Genomic DNA, 18,910 nt, shown 5'->3' with positions numbered 1-18,910 from the left:
GGCGGGTTGTGGCGGCCGCACATGGTCAGCCACGCGCGGCCCCGCTACCCTCGGGAAAGCCCCATACCGCATATTGGTAATACCACTTTACCTGTCCGATACCCTGTCCTAGACTCCGTTGAACTCGACGTGCGCGCGGCCTGGCAGACGGTGGCGCGCATCCGGATCTGCACCCCCTACAAGAAGCAGAACGCAGGAGACCCGAGTGAAGGACGACGACAATCCGTCCGGTGCGCCCAAGCGGCGCAGCCAGGCATGGTTCGGCCGCCTTGACCGCGATGGCTTCATCTATCGGTCGTGGCTCAAGAACCGCGGCATTCCGCACGACCAGTTCGATGGCCGGCCGGTCATCGGCATCTGCAACACCTATTCCGAGCTCACCCCCTGTAATTCGCACTTCCGGACGCTGGCCGACCAGGTCAAGACCGGCGTGTGGGAAGCCGGCGGCTTTCCGCTCGAATTCCCGGTGATGTCGCTGGGCGAGACCATGCTGCGCCCCACGGCCATGCTGTTCCGCAATCTGGCCAGCATGGACGTCGAGGAATCGATTCGCGGCAACCCCATCGACGGCGTGGTGCTGCTGATGGGCTGCGACAAGACCACGCCGGCGCTGATGATGGGCGCGGCGTCGGTGGACCTGCCCACCATCGGCATCTCGGGCGGCCCGATGCTCAGCGGCAAGTTTCGCGGCCAGGAGCTGGGCTCCGGCACCGACGTCTGGAAGATGTCCGAGGAAGTGCGCGCCGGGCATATGTCGCAGGAGGATTTCTTCGAGGCCGAAGGCTGCATGCACCGGTCTCACGGCCACTGCATGACGATGGGCACGGCGTCCACCATGGCGTGCATGGTCGAATCGCTGGGCATGGCGCTGCCCGGCAACGCCGCCATCCCGGCCGTGGACGGGCGCCGCAACATCCTGGCCCGCGCGTCGGGCCGGCGCATCGTCCAGATGGTCAAGGACAACCTGGTCATGTCGAAGATCCTGACGCGCCAGGCGTTCGAGAACGCGATCAAGGTCAACGCCGCGATTGGCGGGTCCACCAACGCGGTGATCCACCTGCTGGCCATCGCCGGGCGCATCGGCGTGGAACTGAACCTGGACGACTGGGACGCGCTGGGCCATGCCCTGCCCTGTCTGGTCGATCTCCAGCCATCGGGCCGGCATCTGATGGAGGATTTCTATTACGCGGGCGGCCTGCCCGCCGTGATCCGCGAGCTGGGCCCTGTGCTGCACCGCGACGCGCCCACCGTCAACGGCCGGACGCTCTGGGACAACTGCAAGGACGCCCCGAACTGGAACCGCGAGGTCATCCACGCGTTCGACGACCCGTTCAAGCCCCACGCCGGCATTGCCGTGCTGCGCGGCAACCTGTGTCCCGATGGCGCCGTGATCAAGCCGTCGGCCGCCACGCCGGCGCTGCTGCGCCACACGGGCCGCGCGGTGGTATTCGAGGACAGCGAGCACATGCACGCCCGCATCGAGGACGAATCGCTCGACGTGGACGAAACCTGCGTGCTGGTGCTGAAGAACTGCGGCCCGCGCGGCTATCCGGGCATGGCCGAGGCCGGCAACATGCCGCTGCCGCCCAAGATCCTGCGCAAGGGCATCACCGACATGGTCCGCATCTCCGACGCCCGCATGAGCGGCACGGCCTACGGCACCGTGGTGCTGCACGTGGCGCCCGAGGCCGCCGCCGGCGGCCCGCTGGCGCTGGTGCGCGATGGCGACATGGTCGAGCTGGACGTGGAGGCGCGCCGGCTGCACCTGCACGTCGACGATGCCGAACTGGCCCGCCGCCGCGCCGCCTGGCAGCCGCCCGAGCCGCCGATGGAACGCGGCTGGACGCGGCTTTACTTCGATCACGTCCAGCAGGCCAACCGTGGCGCCGACCTGGACTTCCTGGTCGGCAAGAGCGGCCCCTTCGTGCCGAAGGACAATCACTGAACGACGCAGCACCCCAGGGCTCCACCGCCATGCAGCGCGGTGCCGCACCACACAGGAGACGTGACGCATGGCATCGGTACAGATCCGCGATGTGCAGAAATCCTTCGGCGGCACGCAGGTGATACGCGGCGTCAGCATCGACATTGCCGACGGCGAGTTCACGGTGCTGGTGGGGCCGTCCGGCTGCGGCAAATCCACGCTGCTGCGGATGCTGGCCGGGCTGGAGGAGATCAGCGGCGGCGAGATCGCCATTGGCGACCGCGTGGTGAACCGGCTGCCGCCCAAGGAGCGCGACATCGCGATGGTGTTCCAGAACTACGCGCTCTACCCGCATATGTCGGTCTACGACAACATGGCGTTCTCGCTCAAGCTGGCCGGCGTGCCCAGGGAGACGATCCGGGCCAAGGTCGACAAGGCGTCCGGCATCCTGGGCCTGGGCCAGCTGCTGGACCGCTATCCGCGCCAGCTCTCGGGCGGCCAGCGCCAGCGCGTGGCCATGGGCCGGGCCATCGTGCGCGACCCGCAGGTGTTCCTGTTCGACGAGCCGCTGTCCAACCTGGACGCCAAGCTGCGCGTGCAGATGCGCGCCGAGATCAAGGAGCTGCACCAGCGGCTGCGCACCACGTCGGTCTACGTCACGCACGACCAGATCGAGGCGATGACGATGGCCGACCAGATCGTGGTGATGCGCGATGGCCGCGTGGAGCAGCGCGGCCGCCCGCTGGACCTCTACGACCACCCCGACAACCTGTTCGTGGCCGGCTTCATCGGTTCGCCGGCGATGAATTTCGTGCCCGGCGTACTGCGGCGCCAGAACGGCGCGGCCCGGGTGCAGTTTCCCGATGGCACGCTGCTGCCCGCACCGGCCGGCCTGGGCGACGGCGCCGGGGCCGACGGCCAGCGCGTGATCTATGGCGTGCGGCCCGAGCATCTGGCCTGTGGCGCGCCGGGCCAGGGGTTTCCGACCACGGTGACGGTGGTGGAGCCCACCGGCGCCAATACCGAGGTGTATTCGCGCTTTGGCGAGACCGATTTCATCTCGGTATTCCGCGAGCGCCATGATTTCGCGGCCGGCCAGCCGCTGCACCTGGTGCCCGATCCGCATCACACCCACCTGTTCGACGCCGAATCGGGACAGGCCCTGCCCCGCCAGCCCGCGCGGCAACCACAACCTGTGGCATGACCACGGAGGAGACCCAGCCATGAGCCATTCCGGAAACTTCACCCGACGCGATTTCCTGGTATCGACGGCAGCCGTGGCCGCCACCACCGCGCTCGGCACGCCGGCCCACGCCGCCACCCAGCTCCAGTACAAGCCCGAGGCCGGCGCCAAGCTGCGCGTGCTGCGCTGGAAGCGCTTTGTGCAGGGCGACGAGGACCTCTGGACCGCCAACGCCAAGAAATTCCAGGACCTGACCGGCGTGGAGGTGCGCATCGACAACGAAGGCTGGGAAGACGTGCGGCCCAAGGCGGCCGTGGCGGCCAGCGTGGGCACCGGGCCGGACATCGTGCTGGGCTGGTTCGACGACCCGCAGCAGTACCCCGACAAGCTCGTCGACGTGACCGACGTGGCCACCTACCTGGGCAACAAGCACGGCGGCTGGTACGACGTCTGCAAGAAATACGGCATGCACGGCGGCAAGTGGATCGCGCTGCCGCTGGGCGTGGTGGGCAACGCGCTGGTCTACCGCGAAAGCCACGTCAAGGCGGCCGGCTTCGACGCCATCCCCAAGGACACGGCCGGCTTTCTGAAGCTGTGCCAGGCGCTCAAGGCCAAAGGCACGCCGCCGGGCTTCGCGCTGGGCAAGGCCGTGGGCGACGGCAACAACTGGGCGCACTGGCTGCTGTGGTCGCACGGCGGCATGCTGGTCGACACCAAGGGCAAGGTGGTGGTCAATTCGCCGGAAACCTGGGCCGCGCTGGAATACGCCAAGCAGCTCTACGCCACCTTCGTGCCGGGCACGCTGTCGTGGCAGGACCCGTCCAACAACAAGGCGTTCCTGGACGGGCAGGTCAGCCTGACCGCCAACGGCATCTCGGTCTACTACGCGGCCAAGAACTCGAAGGAGCCGAAGCTGCAGGAGATGGCCAAGGACATCCAGCACGCCCACTTTCCCATCGGCAAGAGCGGCAAGCCCACCGAGCTGATGCAGATTACCCAGATGATGATCTTCAAGTACTGCAAGTACCCGAACGCGGCCAAGGCGTTCCTGCAGTTCATGATGGAGCCCGAGCAGTACAACCCTTGGATGGAGGCCGCCATCGGCTACGTCAGCCAGCCGCTCAAGGCGTACGAGTCGAACCCGATCTGGACGGCCGACCCCAAGCACACCGTCTACCGCGACGCCGCGTCGCTGATGCTCGACAACGGCCACGCCGGCCCGCTGGGCACCGCGTCGGCCGCCGCCATGGCCGACTACATCGTGCTCGACATGGTGGCCGAGGCCGCCAGCGGCGCCAAGACGCCGAAGGAAGCCGCCGCCCGCGCCGCCCAGCGCGCCGAACGCTACTACAAGGGCTGACGCGATGCCGGACACCGCTGCGACGCCGCCCGCCTCGCGGCGGCCCCCTGCCGAGCCGGCCCGGCGCCCGCTGCTGGGCCGGCTGTCCGACAACCGCCACGCGCTGGGGCTGCTGTTCATGCTGCCCACCGCGCTGCTGCTGGTGGTCTTCCTGACCTACCCGCTCGGGCTGGGCGTCTGGCTGGGCTTCACCGATGCCAAGATCGGCCGGCCCGGCGCCTGGATCGGGCTCGATAACTTCACCTACCTGGCGGGCGATTCGGTCACCCAGCTCGCGCTCTTCAACACCATCTTCTACACGCTGGTGGCCAGCGTGCTGAAGTTCGCGCTCGGGCTCTGGCTGGCGCTGCTGCTGAACCGCAACCTGCCGTTCAAGTCGTTCTTCCGCGCCGTGGTGCTGCTGCCGTGGATCGTGCCGACGGCCCTGTCCGCGCTGGCGTTCTGGTGGATCTACGACGCGCAGTTCTCGGTCATCAGCTGGACGCTGGTCAAGCTGGGCCTGATCGACCGCTACATCGACTTCCTGGGCGACCCATGGCTGGCGCGCCTGTCGACGATTGCCGCCAACGTCTGGCGCGGCATCCCGTTCGTGGCCATCTCGCTGCTGGCCGGGCTGCAGACCATCCCGCCGTCGCTGTACGAGGCGGCGTCCATCGACGGCGTCACGCCGTGGCAGCAGTTCCGCTACGTCACGCTGCCGCTGCTGACGCCGATCATCGCCGTGGTGATGACGTTCTCGGTGCTGTTCACGTTCACGGACTTCCAGCTCATCTACGTGCTCACGCGCGGCGGCCCGCTCAACGCCACGCACCTGATGGCCACGCTGTCGTTCCAGCGCGCCATCCCCGGCGGCTCGCTGGGCGAAGGCGCGGCGCTGGCGACGATGATGGTGCCGTTCCTGCTGGCGGCCATCCTGTTCTCGTACTTCGGGCTCCAGCGGCGTGCCTGGCAACAGGGAGGCGACAAATGAAGGCGGCCGAGAACGAATCGCAAGGCATGGAGTACCTGCAGTCGGTGCCCCGGCGCTGGGTGACGCTCTACATCCCCATCGGCATCTTCCTGTTCGTGCTGCTGTTTCCGTTCTACTGGATGGGCATCACGGCGTTCAAGCCCGACGGCGAACTGCTGATGCAGACCGCCAACCCGTTCGTGGTGATGGCGCCGACGCTGGCGCATTTCAAGAAACTGCTATTCAACACGCCCTATCCGGCGTGGCTGCTGAACACGGTCATCGTGTCGACGGTATCGACGTTCGCGTCGCTGGCGGCCAGCGTGCTGGCGGCCTACGCCATCGAGCGGCTGCGCTTTCAGGGCGCGCGGCAGACCGGGCTGGCCATCTTCCTGGCCTACCTGATCCCGCCGTCGATCCTGTTCATCCCGCTGGCGTCCATCGTGTTCCAGCTTGGCCTGTTCGACACGCGCTGGGCGCTGATCCTGACCTACCCCACCTTCCTGATCCCGTTCTGCACATGGCTGCTGATGGGCTATTTCCGCTCCATCCCGTACGAACTGGAGGAATGCGCGCTGATCGACGGCGCCACGCGCTGGGAGATCCTGGTCAAGATCATCCTGCCGCTGGCGGTGCCGGGGCTGATCTCGGCCGGCATCTTCGCGTTCACGCTGTCGTGGAACGAGTTCATCTACGCGCTGACCTTCATCTCGTCGTCCGAGGTCAAGACCGTGCCGGTGGGCATCGTCACCGAACTGGTGGAAGGCGATGTCTACCACTGGGGCGCGCTGATGGCCGGCGCGCTGCTGGGATCGCTGCCGGTGGCGGTGGTCTACTCGTTCTTCGTCGAGTACTACGTGTCGGGCATGACCGGGGCGGTCAAGGAATAGAAGTGGCGCATTAGGCTCCTGGCGGCCGGGAGAAGCCCAATAGACACCGGCCGCCGCCGGCAGGCACAATCGCCGGGCCCTCCGCTCCGCTTCCGCCCCTCGTGACCCTGCCGCCGCTGCGCCCTGCCCGCCTGCATTTCGACCTGACCACCGTCCAGCTTTTCATCGCCGTGGCCGAACTCGGCAGCATCACGCGGGGCGCCGAGCGGCTGCACCTGGCCGCGGCGGCGGCGTCGCGGCGCGTGCTGGAGCTGGAAGCCCAGCTTGGCGTGGCCCTGTTCGAGCGGCTGCCGCACGGCATGGCGCTGACCGAGGCCGGCCGCGCGCTGCTGGCCCACGCGCGTGGCATCACGCACACCGTGCAGCGCATGCAGGACGACGCCGCGTCGTTCGTCGGCGGCGACCTGGGCGTGGTGCGCGTGGCGGCGCCCAAGTCCGCCGTCATCCAGTTCCTGCCGTTCGATATCCAGCGCTGCGCCACGGTCTGCCCCGGCGTGCGCGTGGACCTGCAGGAAATGAACAGCCAGGAAGTCCAGCAGGCGCTGCGGCGCGGCACCGTCGACATCGGCATCTACGAAGGCAGCCTGGGCATGGTGGACCTGCCCACGGCGCCCTACCGCAGCGACCGGCTCGAACTGGTCGTCGCGCGCGGCCACCCGCTGGCGCGGCGGCGCAAGGTGACGCTGGCCGATATCCTGGACTGCGACCTGATCACGCTGGGCGAAAGCTCGGCCATTTCGATCACGCTCGACCGGCTGGCCGAGGAAGCCGGCCGCGTGCCGCGCATGCGCATGCGCGTGGGCGGCTTCGACAGCATCGCCGCGCTGGTGGCCCAGAGCCTGGGCGTGGGCGTGATGCCGCAGGCCATCGCGGCGGAAATCGCCGCCGGCAGCCGCTTCGTGCGGCTGGCCATCGCCGAGCCCTGGGCCGGGCGCCAGTTCGTGATCTGCCACCGGCCGGCCGATGCGCTGTCGTCGGCCGCCATCGGCGTGCTGGCGGTGCTTGCGCAAAATGCGAAACCTGAAATCCCCAAATAGCGATAGCCCGCGCTGGCCGCTTTCCGCATCATCGGCACCATAACGATGCCTATGACGGAGACACTTCATGCAGCGCAGACAGTTCCTTCTCGGGGCGGCGGCCGGCCTGGCCGTGCCCAGCCTGGCGCTACCCACCCTGGCCCGCGCCGCCGACATGCCCGGCCCGGTGCGCATTGTCGTGGGTTTTGCCCCCGGTGGCGGCACCGACGTGCTGGCGCGCGTAATCGGCCAGAAGCTCGGCATGATGTGGAACACCAGCGTGGTGGTGGAGAACAAGCCCGGCGCCACCGGCGCGATTGCCGCGGCCTACGTGGCCAAGCAGCCCGCCGACGGCACCACGCTGCTGATGGCGCACGTCAACAGCCACGCCATCGGTCCCGCGCTGCTTGACGTCAAGTACGACCCGGTAGCCGATTTCTCGCCGATCTCGATGGTCGGCGTGACGCCCAACATGCTGACCTGCCGCCCCGAGCAGAAGGTGCGCAGCGTAGCCGACATCGTCGCGCTGTGCCGCAAGAAGCCGGGCCAGATCTCGTTCGGCTCGTCGGGCATCGGCTCCGCGCAGCATCTGGCGCTGGAACTCTTTCGCCTGCAGGCCAAGCTCGATGTCGTGCACGTGCCGTACAAGGGCTCCGGCCCGCTGATCGCCGACCTTCTAGGCGGCCAGATCGACTACGCATTCGACACGATGACCGCTGCCACGCCGTTCATCGCCCAGGGCAAGGTCATCGCCATCGCCCAGACGCGCCTGAAGCGCGCCGCCAGCCATCCCAACGTGCCGACGCTGGCCGAATCGGGCTTTCCCGGCCTGGACGCCGCCTCGTGGTACGGGCTGGTCGGCCCCAAGGGCATGCCGCCCGCGCTGGTCCAGCGCATGAACCAGGACGTCAACAAGGCGCTGGCCATGCCGGACGTGGCCGAGAAACTGCGCAGCTTCGGCGCCGAAGACTCGGGCGGCTCCAGCCAGCAGTTCGGCGCCTTCATCGCGGCCGAAGCCAGCAAGTGGGGCAAGGTCGTGAAACAGGCCGGCGTCAAGGCCGAAGCCTGACGCACGCCGCCCAACCTTCTTTCCCGGACGCTTCCCGATGACGCCTTTCGATACTTCCTCCGCTACCGCATCCGCCAACGCCAGCCAGGACGGCGACCGCCCGCTGCCGCTGGCCGGCGTGCGCGTGCTCGACGTCTGCCAGGTGATGGCCGGCCCGTACGCCTGCATGCTGCTGGCCGACCTGGGCGCCGACGTGATCAAGGTGGAGCCGCCCGACGGCGGCGACCAGACGCGCGGCGCCATGGGCTTCAAGATGAAGGGCCCGGACAGCATGGGGTTCCTGAACATGAACCGCAACAAGCGCAGCGTGACGCTGGACCTCAAGAGCGAGGCCGGCCGCCAGGTGCTCTACCGGCTGGCCGAATCGGCCGACATCCTGGTCGAAAACTACCGGCCCGGCGTGATGAAGCGGCTGGGCATCGACTACGACACGCTCGCCAGCATCAACCCGCGGCTGGTCTACGTCAGCATCTCCGGCTTCGGCCAGACCGGCCCGTGGGCCAAGCGCCCCGGCTTCGACCTGATGGCGCAGGCCATGTCCGGCGTGATGAGCGTGACCGGCTACCCGGGCGACGCCCCGGTCAAGTGCGGCGTGCCCGTGGCCGATATCGGCTGCGCGCTGTTCGCCACCTACGGCATGCTGGCCGCCTACATCGGCGCGAAGGAAACCGGCAAGGGCCAGTACGTCGATGCGTCGCTGTTCGACTCGGCGCTGGCGTTCTCGGTCTGGGACAGCGCCGAATACTGGGGCACGGGCCGCGAGCCCGAGCCGCTGGGCACGGCCAACCGCATGAGCGCGCCCTACCAGGCCATGCAGGCGTCGGACGGCCATTTCGTGATGGGGGCGACCAACCAGAAGCTGTGGCAGCTGCTGTGCAACACGCTGGACCGGCAGGACCTGCTGGCCGACGAACGCTTTGCCACGGTGGCGCTGCGGCTGGCCAACCGCCCGGCGCTGATCGCCGAACTGGAGCAGACGTTCGGCCAGAAGCCGAGCGACTACTGGATCGAGACGCTGCTGGAAGTCGGCATCCCGGCCGGCCCGATCCTGACCTACCCGCAGGCGTTCGACAGCGAGCACGGCCGGCACCGCCAGATGCGCATCGAGATCGACCATCCGATCGAGGGCAAGGTGCCGAACATCGGCTTCGCCGTGAAGATGGGCGGCACGCCGCAGCAGGTGCGCCGGCATCCGCCGCTGCTGGGCCAGCATACCGACGAGGTGCTGGCCGAGCTGGGCATCGGCCACGACGAGAAGGAGGCGCTGGCGGCAGCCGGCGCGTTCGGGGCATGAGCGCGACCCCGCCGCCGGACAGCGGCCAGGTCACGCTGGCCGTCCAGGGACAGGTCGCCACGCTGACGTTCGACCGCCCGGCCGCCCGCAACGCCATGACGTGGGCGATGTACGAACAGCTAGGCAAGCACTGCCGCGATCTGGCAGGCCCGGGCGGCGCCGGCATCCGCGTGGTGGTGATGCGCGGCGCCGGCGGCGAGGCGTTCGTGGCGGGCACCGACATCGCCCAGTTCCGCGCGTTCACCACCGGCGACGACGGCATCCACTACGAGGAACAGATCGACGCCGGCATCGGCCTGGTCGAAGCGCTGCCGATGCCCACCGTGGCCGTGGTCGACGGCTGGTGCGTGGGCGGCGGCCTGGCCATCGCCACCGCATGCGACTTCCGGCTGGCCACGCCCAACGCGCGCTTCGGCGTGCCCATCGCGCGCACGCTAGGCAACACGCTGTCGGCGCTGAACCTGGCCAAACTGCGCGCCGCATGGGGCCTGCAGCCCGTGCGCCGCATGCTGCTGCTGGCCCAGATCCTGGACGCCGACGCCGCGCTGGCCTGCGGCTTCCTGGAAGCGGTCCACCCAGCGGCCGCAATCGACGCAGAAACCGCCGCGCTGTGCGAGCGCCTGGCCAAACTGGCACCGGTCACGCAACAGGTGGTCAAGGAAGCCCTGCGCCGCCAGACCGTGACCGCCATCGCCGACACCGACGACCTGGTCCGCCGCTGCTACGGCAGCGAAGACTTCAGGGAGGGGGTGACGGCGTTTGTGGAAAAGCGGGCGCCGGTGTGGGGTGGGAAGTAGCGACTGTACTGGTCAACCGGGATTGCCCTCGCGGTTTTGCTCCCCTCTTCCGCCCTGCCGGAGAGGGGCCGGGGGTGAGGGTATGGCGATGCAAATTGCCACCATCGCAACTTGACGCGCCGGCCCTCTCCCCTAACCCCTCTCCCGCAAGCGGGAGAGGGGAATCAGTACGCGAGGGCTGATGGTTTTGCGCCACTCTCCCGCACGCGGAGAGGGAAACCAGTACGCAACGGCTAACGGTTTTCTCCCCTCTCCCGCCCTGCGGGAGAGGGGCCGGGGGAGAGGGCATGGCGGTGCAAATTGCCACCATCGCAAATGGACACGCCGGACCTCACCCCTAACCCCTCTCCCGCAAGCGGGAGAGGGGAATCAAAAACCAGTATGCAAGGCCCGACGGTTTTCTCCCCTCTCCCGCCCTGCGGGAGAGGGGCCGGGGGTGAGGGCATGGCGGTGCAAATTGCCACTATCGCAACTTGACGCGCCGGCCCTCTCCCCTAACCCCTCTCCCGCAAGCGGGAGAGGGGAATCAATACGCGAGGGCTGATGGTTTTGCGCCACTCTCCCGCGCGCGGAGAGGGAAACCAGTACGCAAGGCCCGACGGTTTGCTCCCCTCTCCCGCTCTGCGGGAGAGGGGCCGGGGGTGAGGGCATGGCGGTGAAAATTGCCACTATCGCAACTTGACGCGCCGGCCCTCACCCCTAACCCCTCTCCCGCAAGCGGGAGAGGGGAATCAAAAACCAGTATGCAAGGCCCGACGGTTTTCTCCCCTCTCCCGCCCTGCGGGAGAGGGGCCGGGGGTGAGGGCATGGCGGTGCAAATTGCCACCATCGCAACTTGACACGCCGGCCCTAACGCCTCTCCCGCAATCGGAAAAGGGAAACCAGAATACCTACCCCCGCAAAGCCCCCGCCGCCTGCTTGATCGCCTTGCGGATTCGTGGATACGTGCCGCAGCGGCACACGATGTCCTTCATTGCCGCGTCGATTTCCTTGTCCGTTGGCGCGCGGCGGCGGGCCAGCAGCGCTGCGGCCGCGATCAGCTGGGCGCTCTGGCAGTAGCCGCACTGCACGACGTCGCAGTCGGTCCACGCCTGCCGCAGCGCGTCGGCCACGGGGCCGCGCAGGCCCTCGATGGTCGTCACGGACGCGCCCTGTAGCTGCCTGACCGGCTCGCGGCACGACGGCCTTGCCTCCTTGCCGACGAACACCGTGCACGCGCCGCAGACGCCGATGCCGCAGCCGAACTTCGTGCCGGTCAGGCCCAGTTCGCAGCGCAGCACCCACAGCAGCGGCGTTTCCGGGGCGGACCGCACGTCGACGGTCGTGCCGTTCACAGTGACTTGCACCACTTGCACCATCGGTCGCCCTCCCACAGTTCCTCGCCGGCCGGCAGCGCCGGTGGCGGCCGCAGCGGCAGCGTGTAGACGCGCTGGCCGGTCAGCGCCGCCACGGCGTTGGCCACGGCGGGCGCAATCGGCGGCGTGCCGGCCTCGCCCACGCCGTACGGCACCTTGGCCGGGCTGGCCATCACGTGCGTGACGATGTCCGGGCAGGTCTCCATGTCGATCAGCGGCACCTCGCTGAAGTAGTGCTGCTGCACCTGCCCGTCGCGGATCGTGACCGCCTGCTGCATGGCCGCCGACAGCCCGAACACGATGCCGCTTTCCATCTGCTGCACCACCAGGTCCGGATTGACGGCCACGCCACAGTCCACCACGCAGAACACGCGCGTCACGCGCCAGCCGTGCACCGGGTCGCTGCGCACCTCGGCCACCTGCCCCACGATGCTGCCGAACGATTCATGCAGCGCCATGCCGCGCGCCAGGCGCTGGCCGCCCTGCTTCCACACCACGGGCCGCTTCCAGCCCGACAGCTCGGCCAGCCGCCGCAGCACCGCCACATGGCGATGGTGGGCCGGCGACTTGAGCAGGCTGATGCGGAACTGGATCGGGTCCTTGCCGGCGGCTGCCGCCATCTCGTCCAGGAACGATTCGACGAAGAACGCCTGGTGCGAATGGCCGACCGAGCGCCAGTAGCCCACCGGAATCGGCAGCGCCACGCGCCGGTGGCTGACCTCGACGTTGGCGCATTCGTAGGGCTGGTCGAATGCGCCCTCGGCCATCGTGGCGTCGGGCAGCACGCGGGCGATGGCGTGCGGCAGGCCGTACGTGCGCGCCAGCGCCTGCCCGGACACCGACTGGCTGGCCGACGCCGCGCGCCAGGCCACCAGGTTGCCCTTGTCGTCCAGCACGCCGCTGAAGCGCGACACGCAGGCCGGGCGGTAGAAGTCGTGCGCCATGTCCTGCGGGCGCGACCAGATCGTCTGCACGGCCTTGCCCGGCGCGCGCGCCGCGATCACGGCGGCCTGCGCCGCGTAGTCCACCTCCAGCCGCCGCCCGAATCCGCCGCCCAGGAACCGCTCGTGGATCACGACGTCGTCGGCGTCCAGGTCCAGCGCGCCGGCCACGGCGGCCCGCGCGGCCTGCGGCACCTGCGTGGATACCCAGACCGTGGCGCGCCCGTCGCGCACGAGTGCGGTGCAGTTGATCGGCTCCAGCGCGCCGTGCGCCAGGTAGGGCACCTCGTACTGCATGTGCAGCACCTTGCCGCCCTTCTCCGCGGTCTGGCGGATCACGGCGTCGGCGTCGCCGGCGCGGTAGTACTTGCGCGCGCCGCCTTCGTCCAGCGCCGCCACCAGCGTCTCGCGCACCCGGGCGCTGTTCCACTGCGCGGCCGGGCCGTGGTCCCACTGGTCGGGCGCCACGCGCAGGTCGCACAGCGCGCGCATGGCGATGAACGGGTTGTCGGCAATCACGGCCACGCCGCCGGTGCCGCCGTTGTAGCCATCCACGGGAAAGCAGTCGTGCACGCCGGCCGGCCGCGCAAACTTCACCTCGCGGCCCTTGTACTTGCCGCCCAGCGTCGGGCACATCAGCACGCTCGCGTAGCGCAGGTCGAGCGGCCCGGTTGCGCCGACGTCGCGCGCCAGTTCGGCGGGCACCACGTCGATGCCGAAGCGCAGGCTGCCGTCGAGCTTTGGCGCGGTCTCGATGCGCCGGATGCGCTGGCCGATCAGCGTGAACGACGCGGCGTCCTTGAGCCGGGGATGTTCGAGATGGGCAAGATCGCGGGCCGCCGTGACCAGCGCGCCAAAGGTTGCCGAGCGCTCGGAGGCCATGTGCCGCACGGTGCCGGCCTGCGCCACGCACTCGCGGGCCGGCACGGACCACTGGCGCGCGGCGGCGGTGCAGAGCATCTCGCGCGCCGACGCACCGGCCTCGCGCATCGGCAGCCACAGGTCGCGGATGCTGGTGGAACCGCCCGTGACCATCGACCCGAAATACCGCGACACCCGGCGCGACAGGTCGCGCGCCAGTTCCGCATGCAGCCGCTTGTCGTCGTGCCGGTACGGCAGGCCGGCGCCCAGGTTCTCGCGGTTGACGTAGAGCGTGTCCAGCGGCGACTGCACCACGCGCACCTGGCGCCAGTCGGCGCCCAGTTCGTCGGCCAGCAGCATCGCGGCGGCGGTGTGGATGCCCTGCCCCATCTCGGCCTTGCACATGACGATGGTCACGGCGTTGTCGGTGCCGATGGCAACCCAGCCGTTCAGCGGCACGGCCGGCTCCGGCACGCGCGGCGGCCGGCGTGCATCAAGCCGGTCGTCGGGGCGCAGCACCAGCCAGCCCACCACGAGCGCGCCAGCGCCCACCGCGCCGGCGCCGCCCACAAGGAACGCTCTGCGACTCAGCATGATGATCTGCAAATCGATCTTGCGATCACCTATATTAGGTGATGCGATCGATAACTGCGAGGCGCCTGCCACCCGGGGGAGGTCGACGATGCTTGCGAACGAGGAAGCGGGCCCCGCGGCGCCATCGGCCGCCCCCGCCACCGCCGCGCCGCCAGCCACCACGCGCCGCGTGGAGCTGTACACGCATGAGCCGATGGTCAACTGGCTCAGCCCCCTGCAACTGCTCAGGACGGCCGTGCGCGTCACCGTGGCGCGCACCATCGGCGCGTTTGCCGATGCCCGCGCGGTCCAGGCCGCGCTGAACCCCGTCGCCACCAACCCGCCGATTCCCGTCACCGCCAACGCGCCGGACGGCGCCGTGTGGGTCGACTACCTGGCCGATACCGGCGACGGCTGGCACTCCACCTATTCGATGGCGCTCTGCGCGAGCCACCCGGCGCGGCTGGCGGCCGATGGCGTCACGCTGCCGCGCGCGCAAGTGCTGCTGCTGGGCGGCGACCAGGTCTACCCCACGCCCGCGCACGGCGGCTATCGCACACGCTTTCTGGACCCATTCCGCGCCGCCTGCCCTGCCCCGCTGCCGCCCGACGCCGCCGGCAACAGCGAGGCCGCGATTGCCGTCCCCGGCGCGCCGCTGATGGTTGCCACGCCCGGCAACCACGACTGGTACGACGGCCTGCGCGGCTTTGCGCAACTGTTCTGCACGGGCGCGCCGGTGGGCGGCTGGCAGACCCGCCAGCGCACCAGCTACTACGTCCTGCAACTGCCGCATGGCTGGTGGATCTGGGGGCTGGACCTGCAGCTCGAATCCGAGATCGACCGCCAGCAGTTCGACTACTTCAAGGCCATGCACGACCGGCTGGCACCGGGCGACCGCGTGGTGCTGTGCACGCCCGAGCCGAGCTGGATCGACGAGATGGAGCGGCTGTCGCGCACCCGGCGCCGCGCGTTTCCGTCGACCGAGACACGCACGCCGCGCTTTCGCAGCCTGAGCCGCATCGAGCGGCTGCTGGGCGACCATCTGGTCGCGGTACTGGCCGGCGACAAGCACCACTACGCACGCTACACGCCGGAGGCCGGCACCACGGGGCCGGAGCGCGTCACGTGCGGGGGCGGGGGCGCGTTCCTGCACGGCACGCACCAGTTGCCGGCGTCGCCGGAGCCGGTGGCGATCGGCCGCACACGGCAGCGCTACGTGCTGGCCGGCGCCGCCTATCCGGACCGCGACACGTCGCGGACCCTGCGCAACCGCGCGTGGCAGCTACCCGTGCGCAACGTCGGCCTGTGCACGCTGTTCGCGGCCATCTGCTTCCTGTTCAACTGGATTGTCCAGAGCGCCAGCCGCGCCACCGCGCCGCCGGGCCAGAGCCTGATGCAGACGCTGGCGGCGCTGCCCATCGCCCCGGCCAGCCTGGGCGATGCGTGGCGCGCGCTGTGGATGACGCTGGCGAACAGCCCGGCGTCGGTGGCATTCGCCGTGGCCGTGATGGCGTTCTTCGCGGCGCTGTCGACGCGCGGCACGCGCAGCGCGGTGTCGCTGGCCGGGCTGGTGGGCGCGCTGCACGGCCTGCTGCACGTGGCGCTGGCGGCCGGGCTGTTCTGGGCGCTGGCCCGGCTCAACCTGCACGTGTGGGGCCTGCATGCCGACGACGGCTGGATGCTGCCGCTGCTGCTGGCGCAGACGCTCTTCGCCGGTGGCGTGCTCGGCGGCCTGCTGTTCGGCGTCTGGATGGTCATCGCCAACCAGCTCTGGGGCCTGCACGCCGAGGAAGTGTTCTCGTCGCAGTCGATTGCCGACTACAAGAGCTTACTGCGCATGCGCTTCGACGCCGACACGCTGACCATCCATCCGCTCAAGCTGGAAAAGGTGTGCCGCCACTGGAAGCTCGGGCCGGGCCTGGAGCGGCTGAACCGCATGGGCCGCACGTGGCGCGTGGCCGCGACGCCAGCCGCCAGCGGGCCGCGCTTCGTGCCCGATGCGGGCGAGCCGTGGCCGCCGGACGCGCTGGCGCGCACCGAGCCGCCCATCGTGATCCGCCGCACCGGAGCCGCGCCATGAGCGGGCCGCATCCGTACGACACGGTGATCGTCGGCAGCGGCTTTGGCGGCGCCGTGGCGGCCTGCCGGCTGGCGCAGGCGGGCCAGCGCGTGCTGGTGCTGGAACGCGGGCGGCGCTGGACGCCGGAGACCTTTCCGCGCGGCGACAACGACCCGTGGCTCTGGAACCAGAAGCAGCCGCAGCGCTTCAGCGGCTGGGCCGACGTGCGGACGTTTTCCGATATCTGGGTGATTGCCGGCGCGGGCGTGGGCGGTGGCTCGCTGATCTATGCCAACGTGTCGGTCGAGGCGCCGCCGCGCACGTTTGCCTGGGGCTGGCCCGACGATATCGGCCACGCCACGCTGCAGCCCTGGTACGACATGGTCGGCGAGATGCTGGCCGTCGCGCCCGTGCCCGACGCGCAACTGAGCCCGCGCGCGCGGCTGGTGGAAGAAGCCGCGCACGCCTGCGGCTGGGGCGACCGCTTTCGCAAGCTGCCGCTGGCCGTGAGCTTCCGCGACGACTGGCACCCCGACCTGCCCGGCGCGCGGGAAGACCACCAGTCGCGCCCGTTCCAGAACGCGCACGGCCGCTGGCAAGGCACCTGCGTCCACTGCGGCAACTGCGACGTCGGCTGCCAGGTGCTGGCCAAGAACACGCTCGACCTCAACTACCTGGCCGTGGCCGAGGACCATGGCGCGGAAATCCGCCCGCTGCATCTGGTGCAGCGGCTGGAACCGCTGGCCGATGGCTGGCGCGTGCGCTTCGACCAGATCGACCCGGTGGCGCAATCCCGCACCCCCGGCGAGGTCACGGCCGCGCGCGTGATCGTGGCCGCCGGCTCCATCGGCAGCACCGAGCTGCTGCTGCGCTGCCGCGACACGCATCGCACGCTGCCCCGGCTGTCGGCGCGGCTCGGTTACGGCTGGGCCCACAACGGCGATTTCGTGACCCCGGCGTTCTATCCGGGCCGCATGGTGTCGCCGTCGCATGGCGTGACAATCTCGGCCGTGATCGACCTGCTCGACGGCAGCGCGCCGAACGGGCAGGCGCTCTTTGTTGAAGACGGCGGCATCCCGAACATCGCGCGCAACTACATCCGGCGCCAGATGCGCCGCACGCGGCGCGGCCGGCTGCGCGCGCTGTGGCGCGAGATTGGCGGGCTGGTCGACGACGGCGACCCGCTGGAGACGATGATGCCGTGGTTCGGCCAGGGCGTGGACCCCGGCGACGGCCAGCTACGGCTCTGCCGCAAGTGGTACGCGCCGTGGCGGCAGACGCTGGAGATGAGCTGGCGGCACGAGCCGTCGGAGGCCGTGATCGAGTCGATGATCGCGGCGCACCGGCTGCTGTCGGCCGCCACGGGCGGCAATCCGTGGGTGCCGCCCACGTGGCGCCTGCTCCGCAACCTCGTCACGCCGCACCCGCTGGGCGGCTGCAACATGGGGCGCAGCGCCGAAGACGGCGTGGTCGATTCCCACGGGCGCGTCTTCGGCTACACCGGGCTCTACGTGATGGACGGCGCCATCGTGCCGCGCGCGCTGGGGCTCAACCCGTCGCGCACGATTGCCGCGCTGGCCGAGCGCAACGTGGCGCTGCTGCTGCGCGAGGCGTAGGGCGGCGCGTCAGTCCAGCGTGATGGCCTCGCGCTGGATCACGGCGGCCCATTCCGCCTCTTCCTTCTCGATGCGCCTGGCGTACTCGTCGGGCCCGATCATGACCACGTCGCCCTGCTGGCTCAGCGCCGAGCGGGCCTTGTCGTCGTCCAGCAGGCCGCGCATCACCGCGTTGAGCTTTTGCACCACCGGCTGCGGCGTGCCGGCCGGGGCCAGCAGCCCAATCCAGAACGTGGCGTTGAACGGCTTCAGGCCCGCTTCCTCGACGGTCGGCACGTCCGGCAACTGGGTCATGCGCTTGGTGGCGCTCACCGCAATCGGCTTGAGCTTGCCGGCCTTGATCTGCGGCAGCGCGGTCCAGGTGTCGAACGTGGTGTCCAGCTCGCCGCTGATGACGGCAAGCTGGGCCGCCGCCGACGACTTGTACGGCACGTGCGTGGTCGACACCCTGGCGCGGTTGTTCAGCATCGCAAAGCTCAGGTGCGCGATATTGCCGGGCCCGGCCGAGCCGTAGCTGATCTTGCCTGGGTGCTGGCCGGCGTAGCGCACGAGGTCCGGCACCGACGCCACCGCGTGCTTCTGCGACCATTCCGGGTTGGTCACGAGGATGAACGGCGCCTCCAGGATCAGCGTCACCGGGGCAAAGTCCCGGGTCTTGTAGGTGCTCTTCTTGTACAGGTTCGGGTTGATCGTGATGCTGCTGGAATTGGTCACCATCAGCGTGTAGCCGTCCGGCGCGGCGCGCGCCACCTCGCCCACGCCGATCAGCCCGTTGGCGCCGGCCTTGTTCTCGACCACCACGGGCTGCCCCAGCGCCTTGGTCAGGCGGTCCGACACCACGCGGGCCGCCGTGTCCGTAAACGATCCCGCCGGGAACGGCACGATCAGCCGGATCGGCTTGGTCGGCCAGTTCGTGCCCTGCGCGGCCACCGGGCCGGTCATTGCGCCGGTCATCGCGCCGGCCAGCAGCATCGCGGCGCCGGCTTGCAGTACTTGTCGCTTGTTCATGTTGTCTCCTGTCTG

The 18,910-nt window shown here is 69.6% G+C and carries 14 protein-coding genes; 11 read left to right on the top strand and 3 right to left on the bottom strand.

Annotation, left to right across the window (positions count from 1 at the left end; translation table 11 throughout):
• The first annotated feature begins 205 nt into the window (after window positions 1–205).
• From EHF44_RS13735 to EHF44_RS13695, 9 genes are all read left to right on the top strand, one after another.
• A complete protein-coding gene (locus EHF44_RS13735) occupies window positions 206–1,945 on the top strand; it encodes an IlvD/Edd family dehydratase (RefSeq protein ID WP_124684256.1) in 1,740 nt (579 codons plus the stop codon).
• Between the two features lie 67 nt (window positions 1,946–2,012).
• On the top strand, window positions 2,013–3,128 hold the full coding sequence (locus EHF44_RS13730) for an ABC transporter ATP-binding protein (protein ID WP_124684255.1): 1,116 nt from the start codon (window positions 2,013–2,015) through the stop codon (window positions 3,126–3,128).
• Between the two features lie 19 nt (window positions 3,129–3,147).
• Complete coding sequence (locus EHF44_RS13725) at window positions 3,148–4,467, top strand: ABC transporter substrate-binding protein (RefSeq protein WP_124684254.1); 1,320 nt, start codon at window positions 3,148–3,150, stop codon at window positions 4,465–4,467.
• Window positions 4,468–4,585: 118 nt separating this feature from the next.
• Window positions 4,586–5,437 carry a carbohydrate ABC transporter permease gene (locus EHF44_RS13720; protein WP_409559000.1) on the top strand — a complete coding sequence of 284 codons (852 nt, stop codon included), beginning with the start codon at window positions 4,586–4,588 and terminating at the stop codon, window positions 5,435–5,437.
• On the top strand, window positions 5,434–6,306 hold the full coding sequence (locus EHF44_RS13715; protein WP_124684253.1) for a carbohydrate ABC transporter permease: 873 nt from the start codon (window positions 5,434–5,436) through the stop codon (window positions 6,304–6,306). The genes EHF44_RS13720 and EHF44_RS13715 overlap by 4 nt, the downstream gene beginning before the upstream one ends.
• Before the next feature lie 101 nt (window positions 6,307–6,407).
• Window positions 6,408–7,343 (top strand): LysR family transcriptional regulator, encoded by a 936-nt coding sequence (locus tag EHF44_RS13710; protein WP_253699839.1) that lies wholly within the window; start codon window positions 6,408–6,410, stop codon window positions 7,341–7,343.
• A 67-nt stretch (window positions 7,344–7,410) separates the two neighbouring features.
• Complete coding sequence (locus tag EHF44_RS13705; RefSeq protein WP_124684252.1) at window positions 7,411–8,391, top strand: Bug family tripartite tricarboxylate transporter substrate binding protein; 981 nt, start codon at window positions 7,411–7,413, stop codon at window positions 8,389–8,391.
• Window positions 8,392–8,428: 37 nt separating this feature from the next.
• On the top strand, window positions 8,429–9,685 hold the full coding sequence (locus EHF44_RS13700; protein ID WP_124684251.1) for a CaiB/BaiF CoA transferase family protein: 1,257 nt from the start codon (window positions 8,429–8,431) through the stop codon (window positions 9,683–9,685).
• The gene (locus EHF44_RS13695; RefSeq protein ID WP_124684250.1) at window positions 9,682–10,482 is read left to right on the top strand and encodes an enoyl-CoA hydratase/isomerase family protein; all 801 of its coding nucleotides are present in this window, start codon (window positions 9,682–9,684) and stop codon (window positions 10,480–10,482) included. Before EHF44_RS13700 ends, EHF44_RS13695 begins: the two co-directional genes overlap by 4 nt.
• Before the next feature lie 890 nt (window positions 10,483–11,372).
• On the opposite strand, the gene EHF44_RS13690 is transcribed toward EHF44_RS13695, so the two are convergent.
• Both EHF44_RS13690 and EHF44_RS13685 read right to left on the bottom strand, forming a co-directional pair.
• The gene (locus EHF44_RS13690) at window positions 11,373–11,831 is read right to left on the bottom strand and encodes a (2Fe-2S)-binding protein (protein ID WP_124684249.1); all 459 of its coding nucleotides are present in this window, start codon (window positions 11,829–11,831) and stop codon (window positions 11,373–11,375) included.
• The gene (locus EHF44_RS13685) at window positions 11,813–14,233 is read right to left on the bottom strand and encodes a xanthine dehydrogenase family protein molybdopterin-binding subunit (protein ID WP_124684248.1); all 2,421 of its coding nucleotides are present in this window, start codon (window positions 14,231–14,233) and stop codon (window positions 11,813–11,815) included. The genes EHF44_RS13690 and EHF44_RS13685 overlap by 19 nt, the downstream gene beginning before the upstream one ends.
• 88 nt (window positions 14,234–14,321) lie before the next feature.
• On the opposite strand from EHF44_RS13685, the gene EHF44_RS13680 reads away from it, so the two are divergent.
• Window positions 14,322–16,292 (top strand): preprotein translocase subunit YajC, encoded by a 1,971-nt coding sequence (locus EHF44_RS13680; protein ID WP_124684247.1) that lies wholly within the window; start codon window positions 14,322–14,324, stop codon window positions 16,290–16,292.
• Window positions 16,289–17,887 carry a GMC oxidoreductase gene (locus EHF44_RS13675; protein WP_124684246.1) on the top strand — a complete coding sequence of 533 codons (1,599 nt, stop codon included), beginning with the start codon at window positions 16,289–16,291 and terminating at the stop codon, window positions 17,885–17,887. The genes EHF44_RS13680 and EHF44_RS13675 overlap by 4 nt, the downstream gene beginning before the upstream one ends.
• 9 nt (window positions 17,888–17,896) lie before the next feature.
• Here the strand turns inward: EHF44_RS13675 and EHF44_RS13670 are convergent, their stop codons facing one another.
• Window positions 17,897–18,859 carry a Bug family tripartite tricarboxylate transporter substrate binding protein gene (locus tag EHF44_RS13670; RefSeq protein ID WP_437340333.1) on the bottom strand — a complete coding sequence of 321 codons (963 nt, stop codon included), beginning with the start codon at window positions 18,857–18,859 and terminating at the stop codon, window positions 17,897–17,899.
• Window positions 18,860–18,910 lie beyond the last annotated feature (51 nt).

This window comes from Cupriavidus pauculus, assembly GCF_003854935.1.
Classification (GTDB): Bacteria; Pseudomonadota; Gammaproteobacteria; order Burkholderiales; family Burkholderiaceae; genus Cupriavidus; species Cupriavidus pauculus_C.
The sequence above is the reverse complement of the archived record's forward strand: the minus strand, read 5'-3'. Positions and strand labels throughout refer to the sequence as shown.